Source organism: Anaerolineales bacterium (assembly GCA_030583885.1).
GTDB lineage: Bacteria > Chloroflexota > Anaerolineae > Anaerolineales > Villigracilaceae > Villigracilis.
The window spans coordinates 68,434-85,224 of record CP129480.1 but is presented as its reverse complement, the minus strand read 5'-3'; the positions used below and the strand labels follow the sequence as shown (position 1 = coordinate 85,224).

At 53.9% G+C, this 16,791-nt stretch carries 15 protein-coding genes; 3 read left to right on the top strand and 12 right to left on the bottom strand.

What is annotated here, in order from left to right; translation table 11 throughout:
* Nucleotides 1-27 precede the first annotated feature (27 nt).
* From QY332_00485 to trmD, 12 genes are all read right to left on the bottom strand, one after another.
* Nucleotides 28-639: an NBR1-Ig-like domain-containing protein gene (locus QY332_00485; GenBank protein ID WKZ36398.1), complete on the bottom strand. Its 612-nt coding sequence runs from the start codon at nucleotides 637-639 to the stop codon at nucleotides 28-30.
* Between the two features lie 25 nt (nucleotides 640-664).
* Nucleotides 665-1,375 (bottom strand): NBR1-Ig-like domain-containing protein, encoded by a 711-nt coding sequence (locus QY332_00480; protein WKZ36397.1) that lies wholly within the window; start codon nucleotides 1,373-1,375, stop codon nucleotides 665-667.
* 40 nt (nucleotides 1,376-1,415) lie between these two features.
* Nucleotides 1,416-2,654: an NBR1-Ig-like domain-containing protein gene (locus QY332_00475; GenBank protein WKZ36396.1), complete on the bottom strand. Its 1,239-nt coding sequence runs from the start codon at nucleotides 2,652-2,654 to the stop codon at nucleotides 1,416-1,418.
* 129 nt (nucleotides 2,655-2,783) lie between these two features.
* Entirely contained in the window at nucleotides 2,784-3,725 is a 942-nt protein-coding gene (locus QY332_00470) for an NBR1-Ig-like domain-containing protein (protein WKZ36395.1), read from the bottom strand.
* 92 nt (nucleotides 3,726-3,817) lie between these two features.
* Entirely contained in the window at nucleotides 3,818-4,915 is a 1,098-nt protein-coding gene (locus QY332_00465; protein WKZ36394.1) for an NBR1-Ig-like domain-containing protein, read from the bottom strand.
* A gap of 137 nt (nucleotides 4,916-5,052) precedes the next feature.
* Nucleotides 5,053-6,582 carry an ABC transporter ATP-binding protein gene (locus QY332_00460; protein WKZ36393.1) on the bottom strand — a complete coding sequence of 510 codons (1,530 nt, stop codon included), beginning with the start codon at nucleotides 6,580-6,582 and terminating at the stop codon, nucleotides 5,053-5,055.
* A 9-nt stretch (nucleotides 6,583-6,591) separates the two neighbouring features.
* The gene (locus QY332_00455) at nucleotides 6,592-7,704 is read right to left on the bottom strand and encodes an ABC transporter permease (GenBank protein WKZ36392.1); all 1,113 of its coding nucleotides are present in this window, start codon (nucleotides 7,702-7,704) and stop codon (nucleotides 6,592-6,594) included.
* Nucleotides 7,705-7,713: 9 nt separating this feature from the next.
* On the bottom strand, nucleotides 7,714-8,841 hold the full coding sequence (locus tag QY332_00450; protein WKZ36391.1) for an ABC transporter permease: 1,128 nt from the start codon (nucleotides 8,839-8,841) through the stop codon (nucleotides 7,714-7,716).
* Nucleotides 8,842-8,990: 149 nt separating this feature from the next.
* Nucleotides 8,991-10,139: a BMP family ABC transporter substrate-binding protein gene (locus tag QY332_00445; protein WKZ36390.1), complete on the bottom strand. Its 1,149-nt coding sequence runs from the start codon at nucleotides 10,137-10,139 to the stop codon at nucleotides 8,991-8,993.
* 110 nt (nucleotides 10,140-10,249) lie between these two features.
* Nucleotides 10,250-11,257, bottom strand: a complete 1,008-nt coding sequence (locus QY332_00440) for a BMP family ABC transporter substrate-binding protein (GenBank protein WKZ36389.1) — start codon at nucleotides 11,255-11,257, stop codon at nucleotides 10,250-10,252.
* A 15-nt stretch (nucleotides 11,258-11,272) separates the two neighbouring features.
* Nucleotides 11,273-12,562: an MFS transporter gene (locus QY332_00435; protein WKZ36388.1), complete on the bottom strand. Its 1,290-nt coding sequence runs from the start codon at nucleotides 12,560-12,562 to the stop codon at nucleotides 11,273-11,275.
* 72 nt (nucleotides 12,563-12,634) lie between these two features.
* Complete coding sequence (trmD, locus tag QY332_00430; protein ID WKZ36387.1) at nucleotides 12,635-13,393, bottom strand: tRNA (guanosine(37)-N1)-methyltransferase TrmD; 759 nt, start codon at nucleotides 13,391-13,393, stop codon at nucleotides 12,635-12,637.
* A gap of 133 nt (nucleotides 13,394-13,526) precedes the next feature.
* Between trmD and QY332_00425 the strand changes: the two genes are divergently transcribed.
* The 3 genes from QY332_00425 to groES all read left to right on the top strand — a co-directional run bounded on the left by QY332_00425 (nucleotide 13,527) and on the right by groES (nucleotide 16,778).
* A complete protein-coding gene (locus QY332_00425) occupies nucleotides 13,527-14,786 on the top strand; it encodes a tetratricopeptide repeat protein (protein WKZ36386.1) in 1,260 nt (419 codons plus the stop codon).
* Nucleotides 14,783-16,249 (top strand): tetratricopeptide repeat protein, encoded by a 1,467-nt coding sequence (locus QY332_00420; protein WKZ36385.1) that lies wholly within the window; start codon nucleotides 14,783-14,785, stop codon nucleotides 16,247-16,249. Before QY332_00425 ends, QY332_00420 begins: the two co-directional genes overlap by 4 nt.
* A gap of 232 nt (nucleotides 16,250-16,481) precedes the next feature.
* Nucleotides 16,482-16,778 carry a co-chaperone GroES gene (gene groES / locus QY332_00415; protein ID WKZ36384.1) on the top strand — a complete coding sequence of 99 codons (297 nt, stop codon included), beginning with the start codon at nucleotides 16,482-16,484 and terminating at the stop codon, nucleotides 16,776-16,778.
* The last annotated feature ends 13 nt before the right edge of the window (nucleotides 16,779-16,791 follow it).

Genomic DNA, 16,791 nt, shown 5'->3' with positions numbered 1-16,791 from the left:
ATGGCTTTTTTGAGTGCGTCTGCCACTTTATCTGACGACGATTTTTACAAAGATGGCTTTTCCAAATGTAACGCCTCTGGCATTTGCCATTTGCCATGCGCTTGTATATTCGCCAACAGCAGTCGGTGCTTTAAAGTTAACTGAAACTTCCACCTCCTGCCCAACTTCAACCAGTGTGCCAAGCGGGGCGGCTTGTCCATTCATTCTTTCGCCGTAGGCGAAGATGAGCCCGTAGCCTTCGCCCCATGCACAGGAACCGCTGTTCTTTATCTTCCAGGTCTTGATGAATTCCTGCCCGGGTGTCATGGTGGTGCCGTCGATAATGGTCACGTCAATCGTGGCCAGGTCAAAGGTCATGTCATCACAGAGTACGCCCGGCGTGCCAAGTGCAATCTGGGTTGGGTCTGTTGCAAGGGTAATGGTTGGTGTTTCTGTGGGGATCTCGGCCTCCGGCGTTTCTGTAGGCTGGGAGGTGGGAGTAAAAGCGGCCGCTGTCAACGTGAATTCTGCCACCACCGTATTGGCTGCCGAGGTGCGAATGGCCATGACATCAGGGGTTGGTTCAAGAGGTGCGGCGGGAGCGCAGGCGGCAATAATTAATGCGCTTGCCAGTAGAACGGCGGACAGTCTGGTTTTCATAAGTACCTCTCTTGAGCGTCGGGCCTTACTTGACGACAATCTCGAGCCAGACAAGGGGACCGAAGAAATTGCCGACATCGTCTCTCAACTTCCAGTAGGCTTTGTATGTCCCTACCGTTTTCGGCGCAGTCAGTTTTAGGACAAAAGTTTGTCCGGCTCCCGGTTTGGTGTAATCTTCAGGTTTGTTTTTAGGTAACACAATGTTAATGCCCTGAAAACCCGGGGTGGTAAATTCTGGAACAAACATGAACCCATACCCTTCATCCCAACTGCATTCTCCCGTGTTCAGGAGCATAAAGGATTTGCTGAAATTTTTTCCAGCATCAATCTCGTCCCCATCCTTGACGCCGCCTTCACCCAAATAGGCTGCATCATTGCATCCATTCTTTGTAGTAACAGTGGAAACAACACCCCCCACTGTTGGGAGCAGGGATGCCAGCGGTGTTACCCCGGGTTGTTGTGTATTGAAGGCAAAAGGCGTGTTTGTCCCCAGGGGCGAGAACGTGGGGAGTTCAACAGTCGGGGGCTGTGTGTTCGTTGGCAATGGCGTTGGCGGGATTGCCAGCGCGGTCTGTGTTTGTTGCAAGACGGCCTGGGTTAATACAATGCTGAATGACTGTGTCTGGATCGCGCCCGGGTCCTCTGCAGGCGCGGGGGTGGCGCCTATATTGCAGGAACTCAGGGTGACCGCCAGTATTGTCGCGCCAACCAGCCAAATTAACTTGCGAGATTTCATGGTCGTGACCTCCAATATCGTTAACATTATTATAACTCACCTACGGGGAAGGGGTATCGGTGGGTGTCGGTGTTTCGGTGGGTGTTTCGGTAGGCGTCATGCTCGGTGTGAGGGTCATGGTTGGGGTTAAAGACGGGGTCAACGTCGGAGGCGGGTTGCCCTGACGTATAATATGAGGATGTAGCCAGATGGCATAGTCTTCATTATTTCCGCCGTTTGCGCTTACCACGAGAATGAACTTCACCGTTTTACCTGCAAGACCGCTTAAATCCATGTCAATGGGATAATACTGCCCTTCGTATACTTCATGCCAGCTGCCCAGTGTTTTTACCACTCCGCTGCTGCGATACTCGAGGCGGAAGATGACATTGCATTTCTTTGCATTGTACTGGCAGTTGACTAATGCACGGAACCGATCTCCTGCCTGCACCTGGAAAGCCGGATATTGTCCGCTGATCATCCCATTGTTTTTATCCTGGGGCACGGTCAACAAGGCGGGCTCGTTTTTTGTCACACCATTTTCCATTTTTGGATCGTTCAGTTTTATAACAAAACCTTTCGATGCGCCTTCCGTCCCGGGACATGGAAGCCCGTCATTGCCGTTGCTCCAATCTGCTTGACAGTGATTGCTCGTAAAATCATAGGCAACAAAGGACGGACCGGCAACCTTAATATCCACCCAGAAAGCGGTATCTGCCTGGGCGCCTATCCCAAACAGCACGCCCGACGCATTTCGTAATTTCCAATAGCCGCGATAGCCTCCGTCTTTGTTCGGCGCGGTAAATGTCACAGGCACCTCAATGTACTGCCCGGGGTTTACCGTACCGGCGAGTGCGACGGCTGCAGGTCCGTTCATGGAATCCCCGCTGGTAAATACCAGTGCATAGGATGTGGTCCATGAGCAGGTCCCCACATTTCTAATGCGCCAGATCTTGACGAAAGTGTTATTGCGCGCAACGAGACTCCCATCAGGGTAGGTGACATCGCCGAGGAATTGCGCCGCATCACATCTGGACGCCGGGCCTGGCAGCTGTGAAATGGGTGTGCCCGTCGCTGAAACAGGTGATCCCTCTGCAGCGGTTGGCAGCGGCAGGCCCGGGGTGGCGGTAAAACCAGTTTGTGTGCCGGCAGCTTCCAGTGTCAGGGCTGAGGCGGTGTACAGTCCATCCAGGGTGGCGAATGTATCCGGTGTCGCAGAATTTCCTGGCACATTGCAAGCCAGTTGCGCGATCACCAGGATGACAATCGAAAGGGTAATGGGCAATCTTTTTGTAGACATGGTTCCTCCGGATCATCTTTTCCAAAGGTTAAAGACGAATGGACAACAAAAATGGTTCCCGATCAAAAAAAGGGAAGCCTGCCTGAGCAGACTTCCCTTTTTTACCATGCTTTATAATTATAGGCGAGTTTATTTACATTCGAAGGGCCAGGTGGCTTTGCCGTATTCCCTGTATACGGGGTCCGTAACAATGATCTGCATCCAGCGGTCGTTCTGGCTGTCGATGATGCTGACCTTCCATTCGCGGGAAATGGTCATGGAACCGGCCTTGTCCATGAATACGGTTTTTATGCCGCTGTCATTGCCGTCCTTTTGCGCCCAGTAATAGCTGAATTCATACGGTCCGCTGACGGTGATGGTGGCGTACACCGTATACCAGATATTAAATGGACAGCCTGTGGTCGGCCTGCGGGTGATGTTATAGTCCACGGAGAGGATACCGTATGGCGGTTTTTTTGCGTCCGATACAACGATCTCGGTGTAGAAGGAATTGTCATACAACCCCACGCCGAAGTTGATCTTATCCGGGGTCTGCAATTTCCATTCAGAGCGGAAGGTCCCATTGGAGACTGGCGCAGTCAGGACCAGGGAGATGGGTATCGTCTGTCCGGGGCCCGTGACCTGAGGCAGGTTGTACACATAGCCTCCGCCCATGATATCGCCGTCCCAGAATACGATCTTATAATTTGTATCCCAGACGCAGTTGCTTGTGTTGGTGATCTGCCAGGTCTTTGTGAACTGTTCACCGGGTTTGAAGACCGTGCCGTCTGCGATGGTTTCGCTTGTCAGGCTTGCCTTGGCACATTCGGCTTTTGAAAGGTTAAGCGTTGCAGTCGGGGATGCCAGCGACCCAAGCGGTGTAAGTGTTGCATCGAACGATAAAGGTGTTTGTGTTGCAAGCACAGATGGGGTTTCAGTGACCATTGCCTGTTCTGTATTTTGTGCGGCGACGGTCTGTGCAACCGCGGTCTGGATGACTTCATCCGTTGTTGAATCTGCGCCGCAGGATGTGATCAGCAGGGACGTGATCATGGTGACGGAAAACAATATATATTTTATTGGTTTGAACATTTTTTTCCTTTCATGTGCGGAAATTATTATACTGTTAAAAGAGAACGCCCGCAGGAACAGGCGTTCTCTTTTATTCATGCACTAATCCTGTTTTAAGGATTGTAGACAATGGTCAACAACACCAGATTTGCGGCACATGTGATGTAATCGGCCTGCCCATCTGCATCGCTGGGTCCTGCAGGGTGAAGCCGTATCTGGAAGCGATTCTTTCCCTCTGTTACGCGTGTCTGTACCAGGGCTTTCACATCTATGGGGCCGGGAATGGAATTAAGCAGTTGTATGCCCGTTCCTGCAATACTGTAATCCGCTTGTTTCAGCGGCAGGCTGTATTGCACTTCTCCAACCCATATGCCCGCCAGTCCGCCAAAAGGATCCTGGACCTGGCTGCAACTGCCAAGAGCCAGGGAAGCGCTTTGAATGGTCTTGCCGCTCAAATTCGCAATATTGAAACTCATGTATCCCCGGGCAAGGTGGTTGGAGGATGTGTCCCCCGCCAGGATGGTTTGCGGGATGTTTTGCCCGGCAGCGGGTTCATAGACCGTTCCGCTTTCACTTTCAATGGGATTAAGGATCACTTGCGTAACGGCGGGGGGTATGGTGGCTGGATTCTGTACTTTAATGTCCACATAAAAGGCTCTGCCCTGGTAGCCGTTTACAATCGGGACGAGCACATTTCCGCTGGTTACGATGCGCCAATACCCGCGGTAGTTTCCGGCAGTTGCCGGGGCGGTCAGGGCTACTTCAAGGTCAACCTCCTGCCCGGGGTTGAGGGTGGCGATTGGCTTGGAGGCGGGACCTCCCATGGCATCGCCACTGTCAAAGACCAGCGAGAATCCGTTCCAGGCACAGGCACCGATGTTCTTGAGACGCCATTTTTTCGTAAATGCCTGGCTGGCCGTCATGACGGTTCCATCTGGAATGGTTACATCTGCGATGAACTGTGCAAGATTGCAGGTGGCTGTGGCTGTTGGTACCGGCGTGTTTGTTTCCGTCAGATGGATGGGAGTCAGCGTGACCGGAGTCGGGGACAGGGTGTCCGTTACAACCGGTGTCGCGCTTAACAGGGCTTCCACAGTCTGTGCGGCGGCGGTGGCGCTGGCATCCTCCGGGTTATTGGCCGGCAGGTTGCATGCGCCCAGGATCAATGCAAAAACAAGGTAAAGGTTGAACAGGCGTGTTTTCTTATCCATGATTTCTTCTCCTTCATGCGGCAATATTTTACCGCAAGATAGGTTTGACGCATTTTTTACTTGAATCAAAACAGGAGTTGAGGAACTCCTGTTTTGATGTGGCAATTTTTGGGCGTGGAAAGTGGTCAATCTGACTTCTATGCGGGTTCCCCATGTGCGCCAGCCATCCATAAGCCGAGTTGTTCGCGGGTGGCTTGCTTTGTTCCCACAGTGATGACGATCTGTCCGCGGAATAGGACGGCGATGCGGTCAGAGAGCGCCATAATCTCATCCAGTTCGGCGGAGATCAGCAGGACGGCGACGCCTCTATCCCGCATTTTGATGATCTCGCCGTGGATGTATTCGATGGAACCGACATCCAGACCGCGCGTGGGTTGGTTGGCAATGACGAGCTTGACATTTTCGCGGCTTAGTTCACGCGCCACAATGACTTTTTGCTGGTTGCCACCGGAGAGTTTGCCGGCGGTGACAAATGGGGAGGGTGTGCGGACGTCAAATGCGCTGATGAGGTTCCGCGCGTTTCCATCCATGGCTTTGGGTTGTATGACGCCGCGTCGGCTGAACGGCGGACGGTAGTAATCACAAAGCGCCATGTTGTCCGCTACACTATAGCTGAGTACAAGTCCGTGACGCTGGCGGTCTTCGGGGATGTGGGCAAGTCCGGCCGCTGTCATGAAGCGCGGCGATTTGTCAGTGAGGTCATGTTCATCAATCAACACTTTTCCGCTTTGGACTGCCCGCAGGCCGGTAATGGCTTCCGAGAGTTCAGTCTGCCCGTTGCCTTGTACGCCTGCAATACCGAGGATCTCGCCGCCACGAACGGTGAAGGAGACGTTGTGGATTGCCTCCAAGCCGCGCTGGTCCCGCACGAAGAGGTTTTCCACTTTGAGGATATCCTCATTTGCTTTGATGTCATCCTTTTCAACGGTGAGGATGACCTGACGCCCAACCATCATGTTGGCCAATTGGGCTTCGCTTGTTTCTGCGGGGGTGACGGTGTTGATCACGCGTCCCGCCCGCATGACGGTAATGCGGTCCGCCACGGCGAGAACTTCCTTGAGCTTGTGGGTGATGAAGATGATGGATACGCCGCGTGCAGTCAGGTCATGCATGATGCGGAAGAGGTCTTCCGCTTCCTGCGGGGTGAGGACGGCGGTCGGTTCATCCAGAATGACGATCTCCGCATTGCGGTAGAGTGTTTTTACGATCTCAACACGTTGCTGCAAACCTACCGGCAGGTCGCCAACCAATGTGTTTGGATTTACTTCGAGTCCATATTGGGATGAGATTTTAATTATTTTTGAGGCAACAGAATTGCGGTCCAGTGAGCCGCGTTTGATTTCCTCATCCCCGAGCATGACGTTTTCCGCAACGGTAAAGACGGGGATAAGCATGAAGTGCTGATGCACCATGCCGATGCCGAGCGCAATCGCATCATTGGGGGAATTGATTTTGGCGGGTTTTCCGTTGACGAATACCTCGCCTTTATCCGGGTGATACAAACCATAGAGAAGGTTCATCAACGTGCTTTTGCCTGCGCCATTCTCTCCCAGCAGGGCGTGGATTTCGCCCTTGCGCAGTTCGAAGTTTACATCGTCGTTGGCGAGTACGCCGGGAAACTGTTTGGTTAAGCCTTTGCCTTCAAGGACAATATTTGTTTCAGTCATATCCGCCTCTTATTTCTCGTATGGAACGCCATCCGCGGCGGGCGGTGTGGTTTTACCAATAATGCCCGTCAGGATGAACATGGTGAGGATGTACGGCGTTAGGCCGACAATATAGGACTGTTGCAGGAATGCCCATTGCGGAGGGATGACGTCGCGGAAGATCTGCAGATTAATATTTAATGCCTGGGCCGCCCCAAAAACGAGCGACGCTGCCCATGCTCCGATGGGGGTCCAGTTCCCGAAGATCATCGCCGCCAGGGATATGAAACCGCGTCCGTTCGTCAGCAGGGGTTCAAAGGAGGGCACGGATTCAATGGTGAAGTATGCGCCTGCCAGCCCGGCGAACATGCCGCCGATGATGACGTTGGCATAGCGCATTTTAGCAACATTGATTCCAACCGTATCCGCGGCTTTGGGGTGTTCGCCTACCGCGCGGGTACGCAGGCCCCAGCGCGTATTGAACAGTACATAATGGGAAATGAACACCAGCAGGATGGCGCTGATGGCAATGGGCTTCTGGTCAAACACGCGGTTGATGGCTGTTACGGCCTGCAGGCAGGATTCGGATACGCCACAAAGGGGGGAGAATATTTCCGTGATGGGTACATGGAGGGTGGGTAAAACGCCGGGAGAATTTGGGATATTCCCTCCAAAGGTGCTGGTTTTCCCAAAGAATAACTGGCGGTTTAGAAAGCCGGTCAACCCGATTGCCAGGATGTTGATAACCGTGCCGCCAATAATCTGGTCCACTTTATAGGTGATGGAAAGCACTGCATGAAGCAGTCCCATCAACCCGCCGGCAATGACTGCAAAGACGACACCCAGGTAGATGCTGGTACTGATACCAAAACCAAAGAGATGGAACATGTAGATGGCGCCGATCCAGCCAAAGAAGGCGGATGAGAGCATCATGCCTTCAATGCCGATGTTGACCACGCCTGAGCGTTCGCAAAACACTCCGGAGAGCGCGCCTAATGTGAGCGGTGTTGCAACTGCGATGGTCGTCGCCAGCATGCTGGTTATGATCAGGATGGGCGGCTGTTTGGCCTGACCGATCAGGACAACGATCCCAAAAAGAACAATGATAATGAGAGCGATGAAACCAAAACGTTTCCAATCCATGTTGTTCTCCTAGCCTCCCCAGCCGCGGGTGAGCACAACGCGCTCGCCTTTGGATTTAATTCGATAGATATAGCGTACGATGGCATCTGCCGCAACCAGGAGCAGGATCAACGCCTGGATCATGGAGATCAGATCCACCGGCAATTGCGTGAGGAATTGCATCCGCGTGGCCCCGTTGCGCATTGCCGCAAAAAGGAAGGATGCCAGCACAACGCCAAGCGGATGGGATTTTCCAAGCAATGCAATTGCGATGGCGTCAAACCCATATCCAATTGAAAAGCCAAGTTCATGGCGGTAGTTCAAGCCGGTCACCTCAATGGAACCTGCCAGCCCTGCAAGCATCCCTGAAAGTGCCATCGTAAGAATGATAATGCGTTTGACATTCATCCCTGCATATTTCGCGGCATCCGGATTTAAACCGACCGTGCGGATCTGAAATCCCAGGGTTGTTTTTGCTAATAGCCACCAGATCAGGATTGCAACCAGCAGGGCAAGGATAAAACCCCAGTGCATCCGCAGACCCTCAAAAATGGGGGGGATGCGCGCGCTTTCTGCGATCAAAGGAGTACGCGCGATCACATTGGTGGGACTTCTGTCTTTCATGATCCCATTCAAAAGGAAGGATGTTGTATTCAAGGCAATGTAGTTCATCATAATGGTGTTGATGACTTCGTGTCCGCCCGTGTATGCTTTTAGCCAGCCGACAATGCCCGCCCATACGCCGCCCATGAGCATGCCAAAAAGAACAGCCAGTGGAACGTGGATAATGGCAGGCAGGTCAAAGCCGAGCCACTCCGGCAGGGCATACCCGATCAGGGCTGAAAAAACCGCACCGACAGCAAGCTGTCCCTCTGCACCGATATTGAACAGGCCGCCTTTGAATGCCAGTGCCACAGCCAGGCCGGCGAAGATATACGGGGTCGCCCAAACAGTGGTTTCGCTCAATGCTTTCTTTGAACCAAGTGACCCTTCAATGAGACCTTTGTATGCCATCACGGGATCCCCCCCGGCCAGCTTGATGATAATCCCGCCAAAAACAACTGCAGTCAGAATGGCAAGAAATGGGACCAAACTTGCATCTGAGATTGATTGCAGGATTTTCTTGATTGGAGAATTCGATTGCTTTTCAGATTGCATCCTTCGCTCCGGTGGAACCTGTTGATTGTCAGGCAATTATATCAAACAAGATGTGCGCAATCCAAGGTTTTGGAAAGGGCAGAGTGCCATCAAAATAAAAAGGAGAGAGACTTGCGCCTCTCTCCTTTTTGTTATATGTGAAAATGGAGCTACGGTTTTACAGGGGGAACGTTGGTCAGGATGGTGCCATCCAGCAGGCCAGCGTTAATCTCTTCCATCTTGGCTTTGACTTCGGCGGGAACTTCACCGTCAAGATCGTGGTACGGAGCGTAGCCAGCGTCGCCGATCACGTTGCCAGCCTTGCTGGTTCCATCCTTCACCGCGGCGATCAACTCGGCAACACCGGGGGTGATGAGCTTCATCGCGCTGGAGAGCATGCGGGGAGCGGCTTCCGGCAGGGTGAAGTACTGGTCGGTGTCCACGCCGATGGCGTAGGCGCCAGCCTGGGCAGCGGCAGTGATGGCGCCGTTACCGGTGATGCCGCCGCAGCCAAAGATCGAATCCGCGCCCTGGTCCATCATGGACTTGGCGGTCTGTGCGCCCCATTCGGGATCCGTGAAGGTCTTGTCGAATCCGACATCGCTGTGATACACAACCAACACATTGGTGGTGGTGCCCATGGCGGCATCCGCATACGCAGCACCAGCCTTGTAGCCTTCACCAAAGCGCCAAACGGGAGGCACCACATCCGTACCGCAGACGGCGCCGATCACATTGCTTTCAGACATCATCGCCGCAAGTGCACCGACGAGGAAGCCGGCATTGTCCTCAGGGAAGTTGAGGCCGGAAACGTTGGGGATGTCCGTGCTGGGGTCGCCATCGTATTCCCAAGCCTGGAACTGATCCACGCCAATGAACCAGACATCCGGGTATTCAAGGGCGGCGAGGTCCGTGGCTTCGCCAAGACCAAAACCAACCGTCACGATGACATCGAAGCCATTGTCGGCAAATTGGGCAATATTCTTGGCATAGTCTTTCGCATCGGCGGTCTCGATGAACTGGATGAGGTCGGCCACACCATCTTCCTGGGACTTCAAAACGCCTTCCCAGGCTGACTGGTTGAAGGACTTGTCATTGACCTTGCCCACGTCGGTCACGAGACCCACGCAGAGCACTTCAGCCTTTGCACAATCATCAACGGTGACTTCCATGACAGGCGGTTCCACAACCGCAGGGGCTTCGGTTGCGGCGGGCTGTTCCACCTCTGGGGCCTCGGTGGCAGGCGTTCCTCCACCGCAAGCCGCAAGGATCATCGAAGCGACGATCAATAGGGCCATAACATAGTAAAGCTTTTTCATTTTTTCTTCTCCTCTAGAAGAGTAAAGATTTTTAGGCTCGCCCAATGGGCGCAGCCTTACGACTTTGCAAGTATAAATCTTCTCCATCCTTTGTGCAAGACCGTAGTTTGTTAAGGTTTTTTAAGAGTGACATTCGTCTTAATTTCCCCAATCCACAGCTCAAAAAGCATGGAATCCATCTCGTTTTTTAAGCTTTCCGGGAATTTTTGGCTCAATGACACATACCAAAATTGGCCCCTCCTCGGCTCAGGGACGTTTCCATCCTTCATCAAGCGCATCACTTCCTGGACCTCAAAACTGGTCCGTCCCAGGATGGAGGTAACCACGCCTGAACCTGATTCTCCCAGCGCCGCCGCCTGATCCCGTTCCGTCCCTATCGCAGGGATGGCCGCCTCCGTTGCCGCGCGCAACGCGCCCTGCCCGGTCGCGCCGCCTGCTGCAAAGATCACATCTGCACCGCGAAAGATGAGCTTGTTCGCATTTTCATATCCCCAAGCCTCGTCGATGAATAACTTTTCGCGGTCTCCGTCATCGCGATAGGCGATCAGGACTTTGATATCTCCGTTAATGTGCTCTGCACCGGCCCGAAACCCCTCGCAATACCGCCACAGCGAGTCAATACCGGATGTCTCGCACACCCCGGCGACCACGCCCGTTTTTGTCAGCCGCGCCGCCAGCGCCCCGGCAAGAAATCCCATCTGGTCTTCCGCGAATGAGATGGGAATGAGATTTGGGCGTGCTTCTCTCTGGTCCTGGTTGATGCTGATGAAAACAGAATCAGGATAACGGTCCGCGGCTTGAAGCGTTTCGTCGCGCATCCCAACGCCTGCCGTGATGATGAGGTCATAGCCTTTGTCCGCAAAGTAGGCAATGTTCTTTTCGTAATCGCGGGCTCCAACAGATTCGATGTTCGCGATATGATCTGTCGATCCATGCGTGCTGGCTTGCTGCAGCCCGGCCCATGCATCCTGATTGATACCGTGATCTTTGATGCCGAGTGTGTCTGTCACCAGTGCGGCACAAAAGACATCCTGCCGAAAACAATCCGGCGATTGCATGCAGGCTGAGAGGGCCAGACAGGCAATCGCCGGAGGAATGAAATACGGAATGCGTGCCACGGTACCTGGTATTCGTTACTCCGAACCCGTCACTGCTTCACCACGCTTCACACCGACCATCAGCCAGAATGCGATCATCATGAAGACCGGCGCGATGATCATGATGGTATTGTAATCGCCGCCTGTCAATTGAACTGCCCAGCCGTTCACGTTTGGACCGACAATGGCGGAGAAAGTGGAAAAGAGGTAGTACAAACCGGTGAACGTACCGATACGTGCTGCGCTGGTCAGGTCCACGATCATGGGCAGGGAGTTGATGTTGATGAACGCCCAGCCGATGCCGCCGAGGATCAGGAACACCCCTGCGAGAGTGAGCATGCGCGCGCCGCCTTCCACGAGCGGGATGCCGACCAGAGGCAGGGGGGCAATGCCCGTCAGCAGGGCGCCGGCCGGCGTGACATAAAGCAGGATGAGCATGATGGTAATCGCGATCAGGCCGATCAATATGGTGGTGCGCCGCCCGATCTTGCCGGCTACGTATCCTGATGGAATCGCAGCCAGCACAAAGAATAAGGGCAGTACTGAAAGCAGGGTTGCGCCGTCGCCTTCGTTCAAGCCGAGATGGTTCTTGGCGTAGAGTGTGAAGAAGGTTTCGACCGCCGAGAAGCCGATGAACCAGAAGAAGATGGCAAGCAGGATGCGCAGTCCGCTTTTATCGGGGTCGTTGACCACTTCCTTCAGGCTGGCGATCATACTCGGCTGTTCGGTGGGTTCGGTATCTTCGTATTCCCTTGGTTCCTTGATGAAGATGAAAACGATCAGCGCGGCAATGACGGCCAGCGCGGAGCCAAGCCAGAACGGGAAATTTGGACTCAATTTGTAGAGAATGCCGCCGGTCTGCAGGGCGACGATGGCGCCGATCCCGCCCATGAAGTTGATGATGCCATTCGCCTGCGAGCGGAATTTCGACGGGGTGATATCCGGCATGAGCGCGACGACGGGGGTGCGCCACAATGCGGCGCTGAGCAGCATGGTGCTGGTGCAGGCGACGAAGAGCGGAAGCGCTGCCGCGAGTGGAATCAGCCCGAATGCAATCGCCGTGACCGGTGCGCCGAAGATGATGAACGGGATGCGCCGACCCCACGGCGTGCGCAGGCGGTCTGACCAGGCCCCGACGGGCGGCTGGATGAGCAATGCCGCGATGTTATCCAGCGTCATGAAAAAGCCGATGATGGCGGGCGCCAGCCCAAATTTATCGGCCAGGAAAATGGGGACGAAGGCGTTGTATACGCCCCAGATAACGCTGACGCCAAAAAAGCCAAAGCCGAGCAGGAAGGTCTTGCCATAGTTCAAGCGTGCTGACATAAGTTCCTCCGTGTGGGTTTACAAATTCAAGGTTTGCAGGTTTTGTTGCCAACCTTTTTGCCTTCCAACGTTCTACCCTTCATTCTTCAACGTTTCAATAAATTTCAAATCTTCCTTTGTCAATTCCGCCTTTTCCAGCATATCCGGTCTTTTTCGAAAGGTTCTTTCCAGGGCCTGTTCGCGGCGCCATTTTTCGATTTTGCCGTGGTTGCCGGAGAGCAGGATGTCCGGCGCATTCCAGTCTCGAAATTCCGGTGGACGGGTATAGTGCGGATATTCGAGCAGGCCCATGGCGTGCGAGTCATCTTCCGCGCCGCTGGGGTCGCCGAGCACGTCGGGCAGCAGACGGGCAATCGCATCGATGAGGATGAGTGCAGGCAATTCGCCGCCGGTCAGCACGTAATCACCGATGGAGATTTCGTCCGTGACGAGATGTTCACGGATGCGCTCATCCACGCCTTCGTAACGTCCGCACAGCAGGGCAATGCGCGGATGCGCCGAAAGCTCCTGGGCGATGGACTGGTTGAAGACACGTCCCTGCGGGGTGAGTAAAATGATCGGGGTGTTTGATGTGGCTGCAGGCGGAGTCTGAGGCGCAACCAATCCCAAAACGGATTCAACGGCTTCAAAAACAGGCTCGGGTTTCATCACCATTCCACCGCCGCCGCCGTAGGGCATGTCATCGGTGGTGTGGTGTCTGTCGTGCGTGTACTCGCGGATGTTATGGATGCGCACGTCGATCAGACCCCGTTCGCGGGCGCGTTTGATGATGCTGGTTTCAAGATAGGAGGGGAATGCTTCGGGCAGGAGGGTGAATACCTCGAATTGCATAAAAGCGATTTTAGCATATATCATGCCCGAAAGCGGGCATAAGAAGCAAATTAGAGATACCTACCCCTGCTTGACTATGCTTTCCTGCGGATGGTAATATAAATTCATGTATCTAAAAGGAAGTAAATGGAGTATGAACCGAAAACGGCGGAACAAGCCGAATTGGTTCCGCATTATTCTGCTGTGCCTGCTTGTGCTGGGAGGCGCATATATAAACCGCTACGTTATTGCGGATGTTCAGCCGCTGGGTGTGCCCACCCCCACCGCCACCATTGCGCCCGAGGCGTTTGTGGCACAGGCGGATGAATTGTTCAAGGAGGGGAAACTGCTCCCATCCATCGATGCATACAGGCAGGCCATCATCTCGCGTCCGGATGACGCGGTTGTCCACGTGATGCTGGCACGCACGCTTGTGTTTGCAGGCCAGTACAAGGAGGCGCAAAGCAGCGCGGAGGACGCGCTGCTACTCAGCCCCGGCAATTCCATGGCGCATGCCGTGCGTGCCTGGGCGCTCAGTTTTCAAGGAGAACATCTCGAGGCGGAATCCAACATCAAACGCGCACTGGAGCTGGACCCCAACAACGCGCTTGCCCATGCCTATTATGTCGAAATTCTCGTCAACTCCTTTAACGCCGGGGTGGGTTCCTTCGAAGGCATTGAAAAAGCCATTGAGGAATCAAAGGTTGCCATTGCCCTTGCACCGAACACCCTGGAAACCCACCGCGCGCGCGGTATTATCCTTGAATCCACAGCGAACTACGAGGAAGCCCTGCGCGAGTTTGAAGCCGCCATCGCCATCAATGCCAATATCGCGGATCTGCACCTTTCCATGGGAAGCAACTATCGCATCCTGGGGATTTATGACAAGGCGGTGGAATCTTTCACGCGCGCCAACGCGCTTAACCCGGAGAACCCCCTGCCGGACCTGTATATGTCCCGCACGTATGCCACCATTGGCGAGTACGGCAAGGCCATGCAATACGCTGAATCTGCCGTGGCAGATTCCCCCGCAGATACAAACCTGCGCGGCAACCTGGGCGTGATGTATTACCGAAACAATTACTGGCCCGAAGCGGTTGAGCAGTTTCAATATGTGATTAATGGCGGGTTCACGGAAGATGGCATTCGGCTTGAGCCCATCACTCTGGTGCCAAGCATCCGCATTGCCGAATATTATTTTACCTACGGGCTTGCGCTGGCGCGCCTGAACCAGTGCGGCGAGGCATTGCAGATCGCGCAGTTGATCATTTCCCGCGTCCCATCGGATCAACTTGCCGTGGATAATGCCAATGCAATTGTCAGCCGTTGCCAGCAGAATCTCGAGCAGACGCCCATCGCGCCTCCCGCTTCACCGACACCTGATTCTGTATCGACAGAAACCCCCACGCCATGAACATTTACCACGGGCGCGCCCTCTTCCGCCGCCGCGACGAATCCAGCGTCTATCGCATGTTCTTCTGGGTCATCCTGATCCTGGCAGGGATATGGCTGATCCGCTCGGTGCAGCAGGGCGATGTCAAGCCGCTCTTCCTGCCCACGCCCACGCCCACGCGTTTTGTCCAATCGTATGTGTTCGAAGGCGAGGCGCTGTTTACAGCCGGCAAATTGAATGATACGGTAAACACCGATGGCACGGTAAGTCCCGGGGCAATTACGGTCTACGAAGAAGCCGTGAGGGTGGATCCAACCAATGCCCAAGTGTGGGCGGAGCTATCACGCATTCAGACCTATTCCACGGCTTTGCTCGTCCGGCGGGATGACATCCTTGACCGTCTGGATGAGGCAATCGAGTCTGCAGAAAAGGCTGTGGAGGTTAACCCCGATAATAGTTTTGCCCATGCCGTGTATTCCTTTGCCTTGAATTGGAAGGCGTCCTATATTACAGATAATCGTGAGGCGCAGGATCTCTTGATCAAGTCTGAGCGGGAGGCAGTCCGCGCCTTACAATTGGACAACTCCAGCGCCCTCGCTCTGGCTTTCTATGCCGAGGTGCTGGTGGACCAGCAAAAGTGGACGCAAGCCCTGCAAACCATCCAACAGGCTTTGGAGCGCGACTCTTCGTTAATGGATGTGCATCGTGTACATGCCTATGTGCTTGAGTCTCTGGGGGAATATGCGCTTGCCATTCAGGCATATGACCGCGCCATTGCCATCACGCCGAATTTGACATTTCTTCACCTGCGGGCAGGCGCGGGGTACCGCCGTCTCGCGTTTGACAGCCCGAACGAGCAGGTCCAGCGTGAGTTATATGAAAAATCGCTGGAATATTTCGCGCAGACCGCCCGTATCAATGAACAATTGGGTGTTCAGGACCCGACGCCGTATCTCTCCATCGCGAGGACGTATTCGCAGATGGGTGAGTTCTTCATCGCCATTCGAAATGTGCAGAGGACAATCGAGTTCCAGCCGGATAACGCGGTATTTTATGGAGAATTGGGCGTGTTGTATCACAAGAACCGTAATTATGAGACCGGCATCCTGGCATTCAAATGTGCGATCAAGGGTTGCACTGCGGAAGAATCCTGTGATGGGCGCGGTGGCTGCGGACCCAATGATGAGCCCTCCGAGGTGATTGGTTTGCCGCTTTCACAAAGCACCGTGTATTACTTTGACATTTACGCCTCGGAGCTGGCTGCGTTAAGCACGTCAAAGGTCAATTATTGTGATCAGGCGATGGAAATTGTGCAGATCATTGAATCATCCCAATACATCAGCGACCCAAATATCGCCGCTGACATGGCGGTTGTGCGGAATATTTGCAGAAGTCTGGAAACGGGTATTAGCGTTCAGGATCTGCTGGGATCGCCAACGGCGACCGCTGAACCCGCCATGACCGAACCTACGCCAACGCCGTAAAGGCTGAGGCGTGGAATCGGCTTGGGCGGGGAGACAGGACTCAGGTCTAGAGAGAGGCGGGGCTGAGCGGCTAGACTATCGAAAGACTGTGTCCGTCAGAGTTTTGTAAGAATTTTTTCAATCCCCTTGACTTGACCCATGAAACTAGGTAATATTGAATTAGCACTCGGGAGCATTGAGTGCTAATTGTGTGCTTATTCAAAAAAATCCAAAACTCTTATGGAGGCAAGAAATGGCAAAAGTATCATTCAAACCTTTGGGTGGTCGTGTGCTCGTGGAACCCATCGAGCAGGAAGAAGTGACCTCGGGCGGTATTGTCCTGCCTGAAACTGCAAAGGAAAAACCCCAGCAGGGGAAAGTATTAGCCGCCGGTCCTGGTGACCGTAATGACAAGGGCGAGCGCATCGCCATGGATTTGAAGACTGGCGACACCGTGCTCTTCGCCAAGTATTCCGGCACCGAAGTCAAGATGGATGGCAAGAAATTGCTCATTCTGCGCGAGAGCGATGTTCTCGGCATTGTTGGATAATCCCAAAGAAATC

Excerpts from the sequence above, each read along its gene's own strand:
- QY332_00485 (WKZ36398.1), bottom strand. The coding sequence starts at position 639 with ATGAAAACCAGACTGTCCGCCGTTCTACTGGCAAGCGCATTAATTATT.
- QY332_00480 (WKZ36397.1), bottom strand. The coding sequence starts at position 1,375 with ATGAAATCTCGCAAGTTAATTTGGCTGGTTGGCGCGACAATACTGGCG.
- QY332_00475 (WKZ36396.1), bottom strand. The coding sequence starts at position 2,654 with ATGTCTACAAAAAGATTGCCCATTACCCTTTCGATTGTCATCCTGGTG.
- QY332_00470 (WKZ36395.1), bottom strand. The coding sequence starts at position 3,725 with ATGTTCAAACCAATAAAATATATATTGTTTTCCGTCACCATGATCACG.
- QY332_00465 (WKZ36394.1), bottom strand. The coding sequence starts at position 4,915 with ATGGATAAGAAAACACGCCTGTTCAACCTTTACCTTGTTTTTGCATTG.
- QY332_00460 (WKZ36393.1), bottom strand. The coding sequence starts at position 6,582 with ATGACTGAAACAAATATTGTCCTTGAAGGCAAAGGCTTAACCAAACAG.
- QY332_00455 (WKZ36392.1), bottom strand. The coding sequence starts at position 7,704 with ATGGATTGGAAACGTTTTGGTTTCATCGCTCTCATTATCATTGTTCTT.
- QY332_00450 (WKZ36391.1), bottom strand. The coding sequence starts at position 8,841 with ATGCAATCTGAAAAGCAATCGAATTCTCCAATCAAGAAAATCCTGCAA.
- QY332_00445 (WKZ36390.1), bottom strand. The coding sequence starts at position 10,139 with ATGAAAAAGCTTTACTATGTTATGGCCCTATTGATCGTCGCTTCGATG.
- QY332_00435 (WKZ36388.1), bottom strand. The coding sequence starts at position 12,562 with ATGTCAGCACGCTTGAACTATGGCAAGACCTTCCTGCTCGGCTTTGGC.
- trmD (WKZ36387.1), bottom strand. The coding sequence starts at position 13,393 with ATGCAATTCGAGGTATTCACCCTCCTGCCCGAAGCATTCCCCTCCTAT.
- QY332_00425 (WKZ36386.1), top strand. The coding sequence starts at position 13,527 with ATGAACCGAAAACGGCGGAACAAGCCGAATTGGTTCCGCATTATTCTG.
- QY332_00420 (WKZ36385.1), top strand. The coding sequence starts at position 14,783 with ATGAACATTTACCACGGGCGCGCCCTCTTCCGCCGCCGCGACGAATCC.
- groES (WKZ36384.1), top strand. The coding sequence starts at position 16,482 with ATGGCAAAAGTATCATTCAAACCTTTGGGTGGTCGTGTGCTCGTGGAA.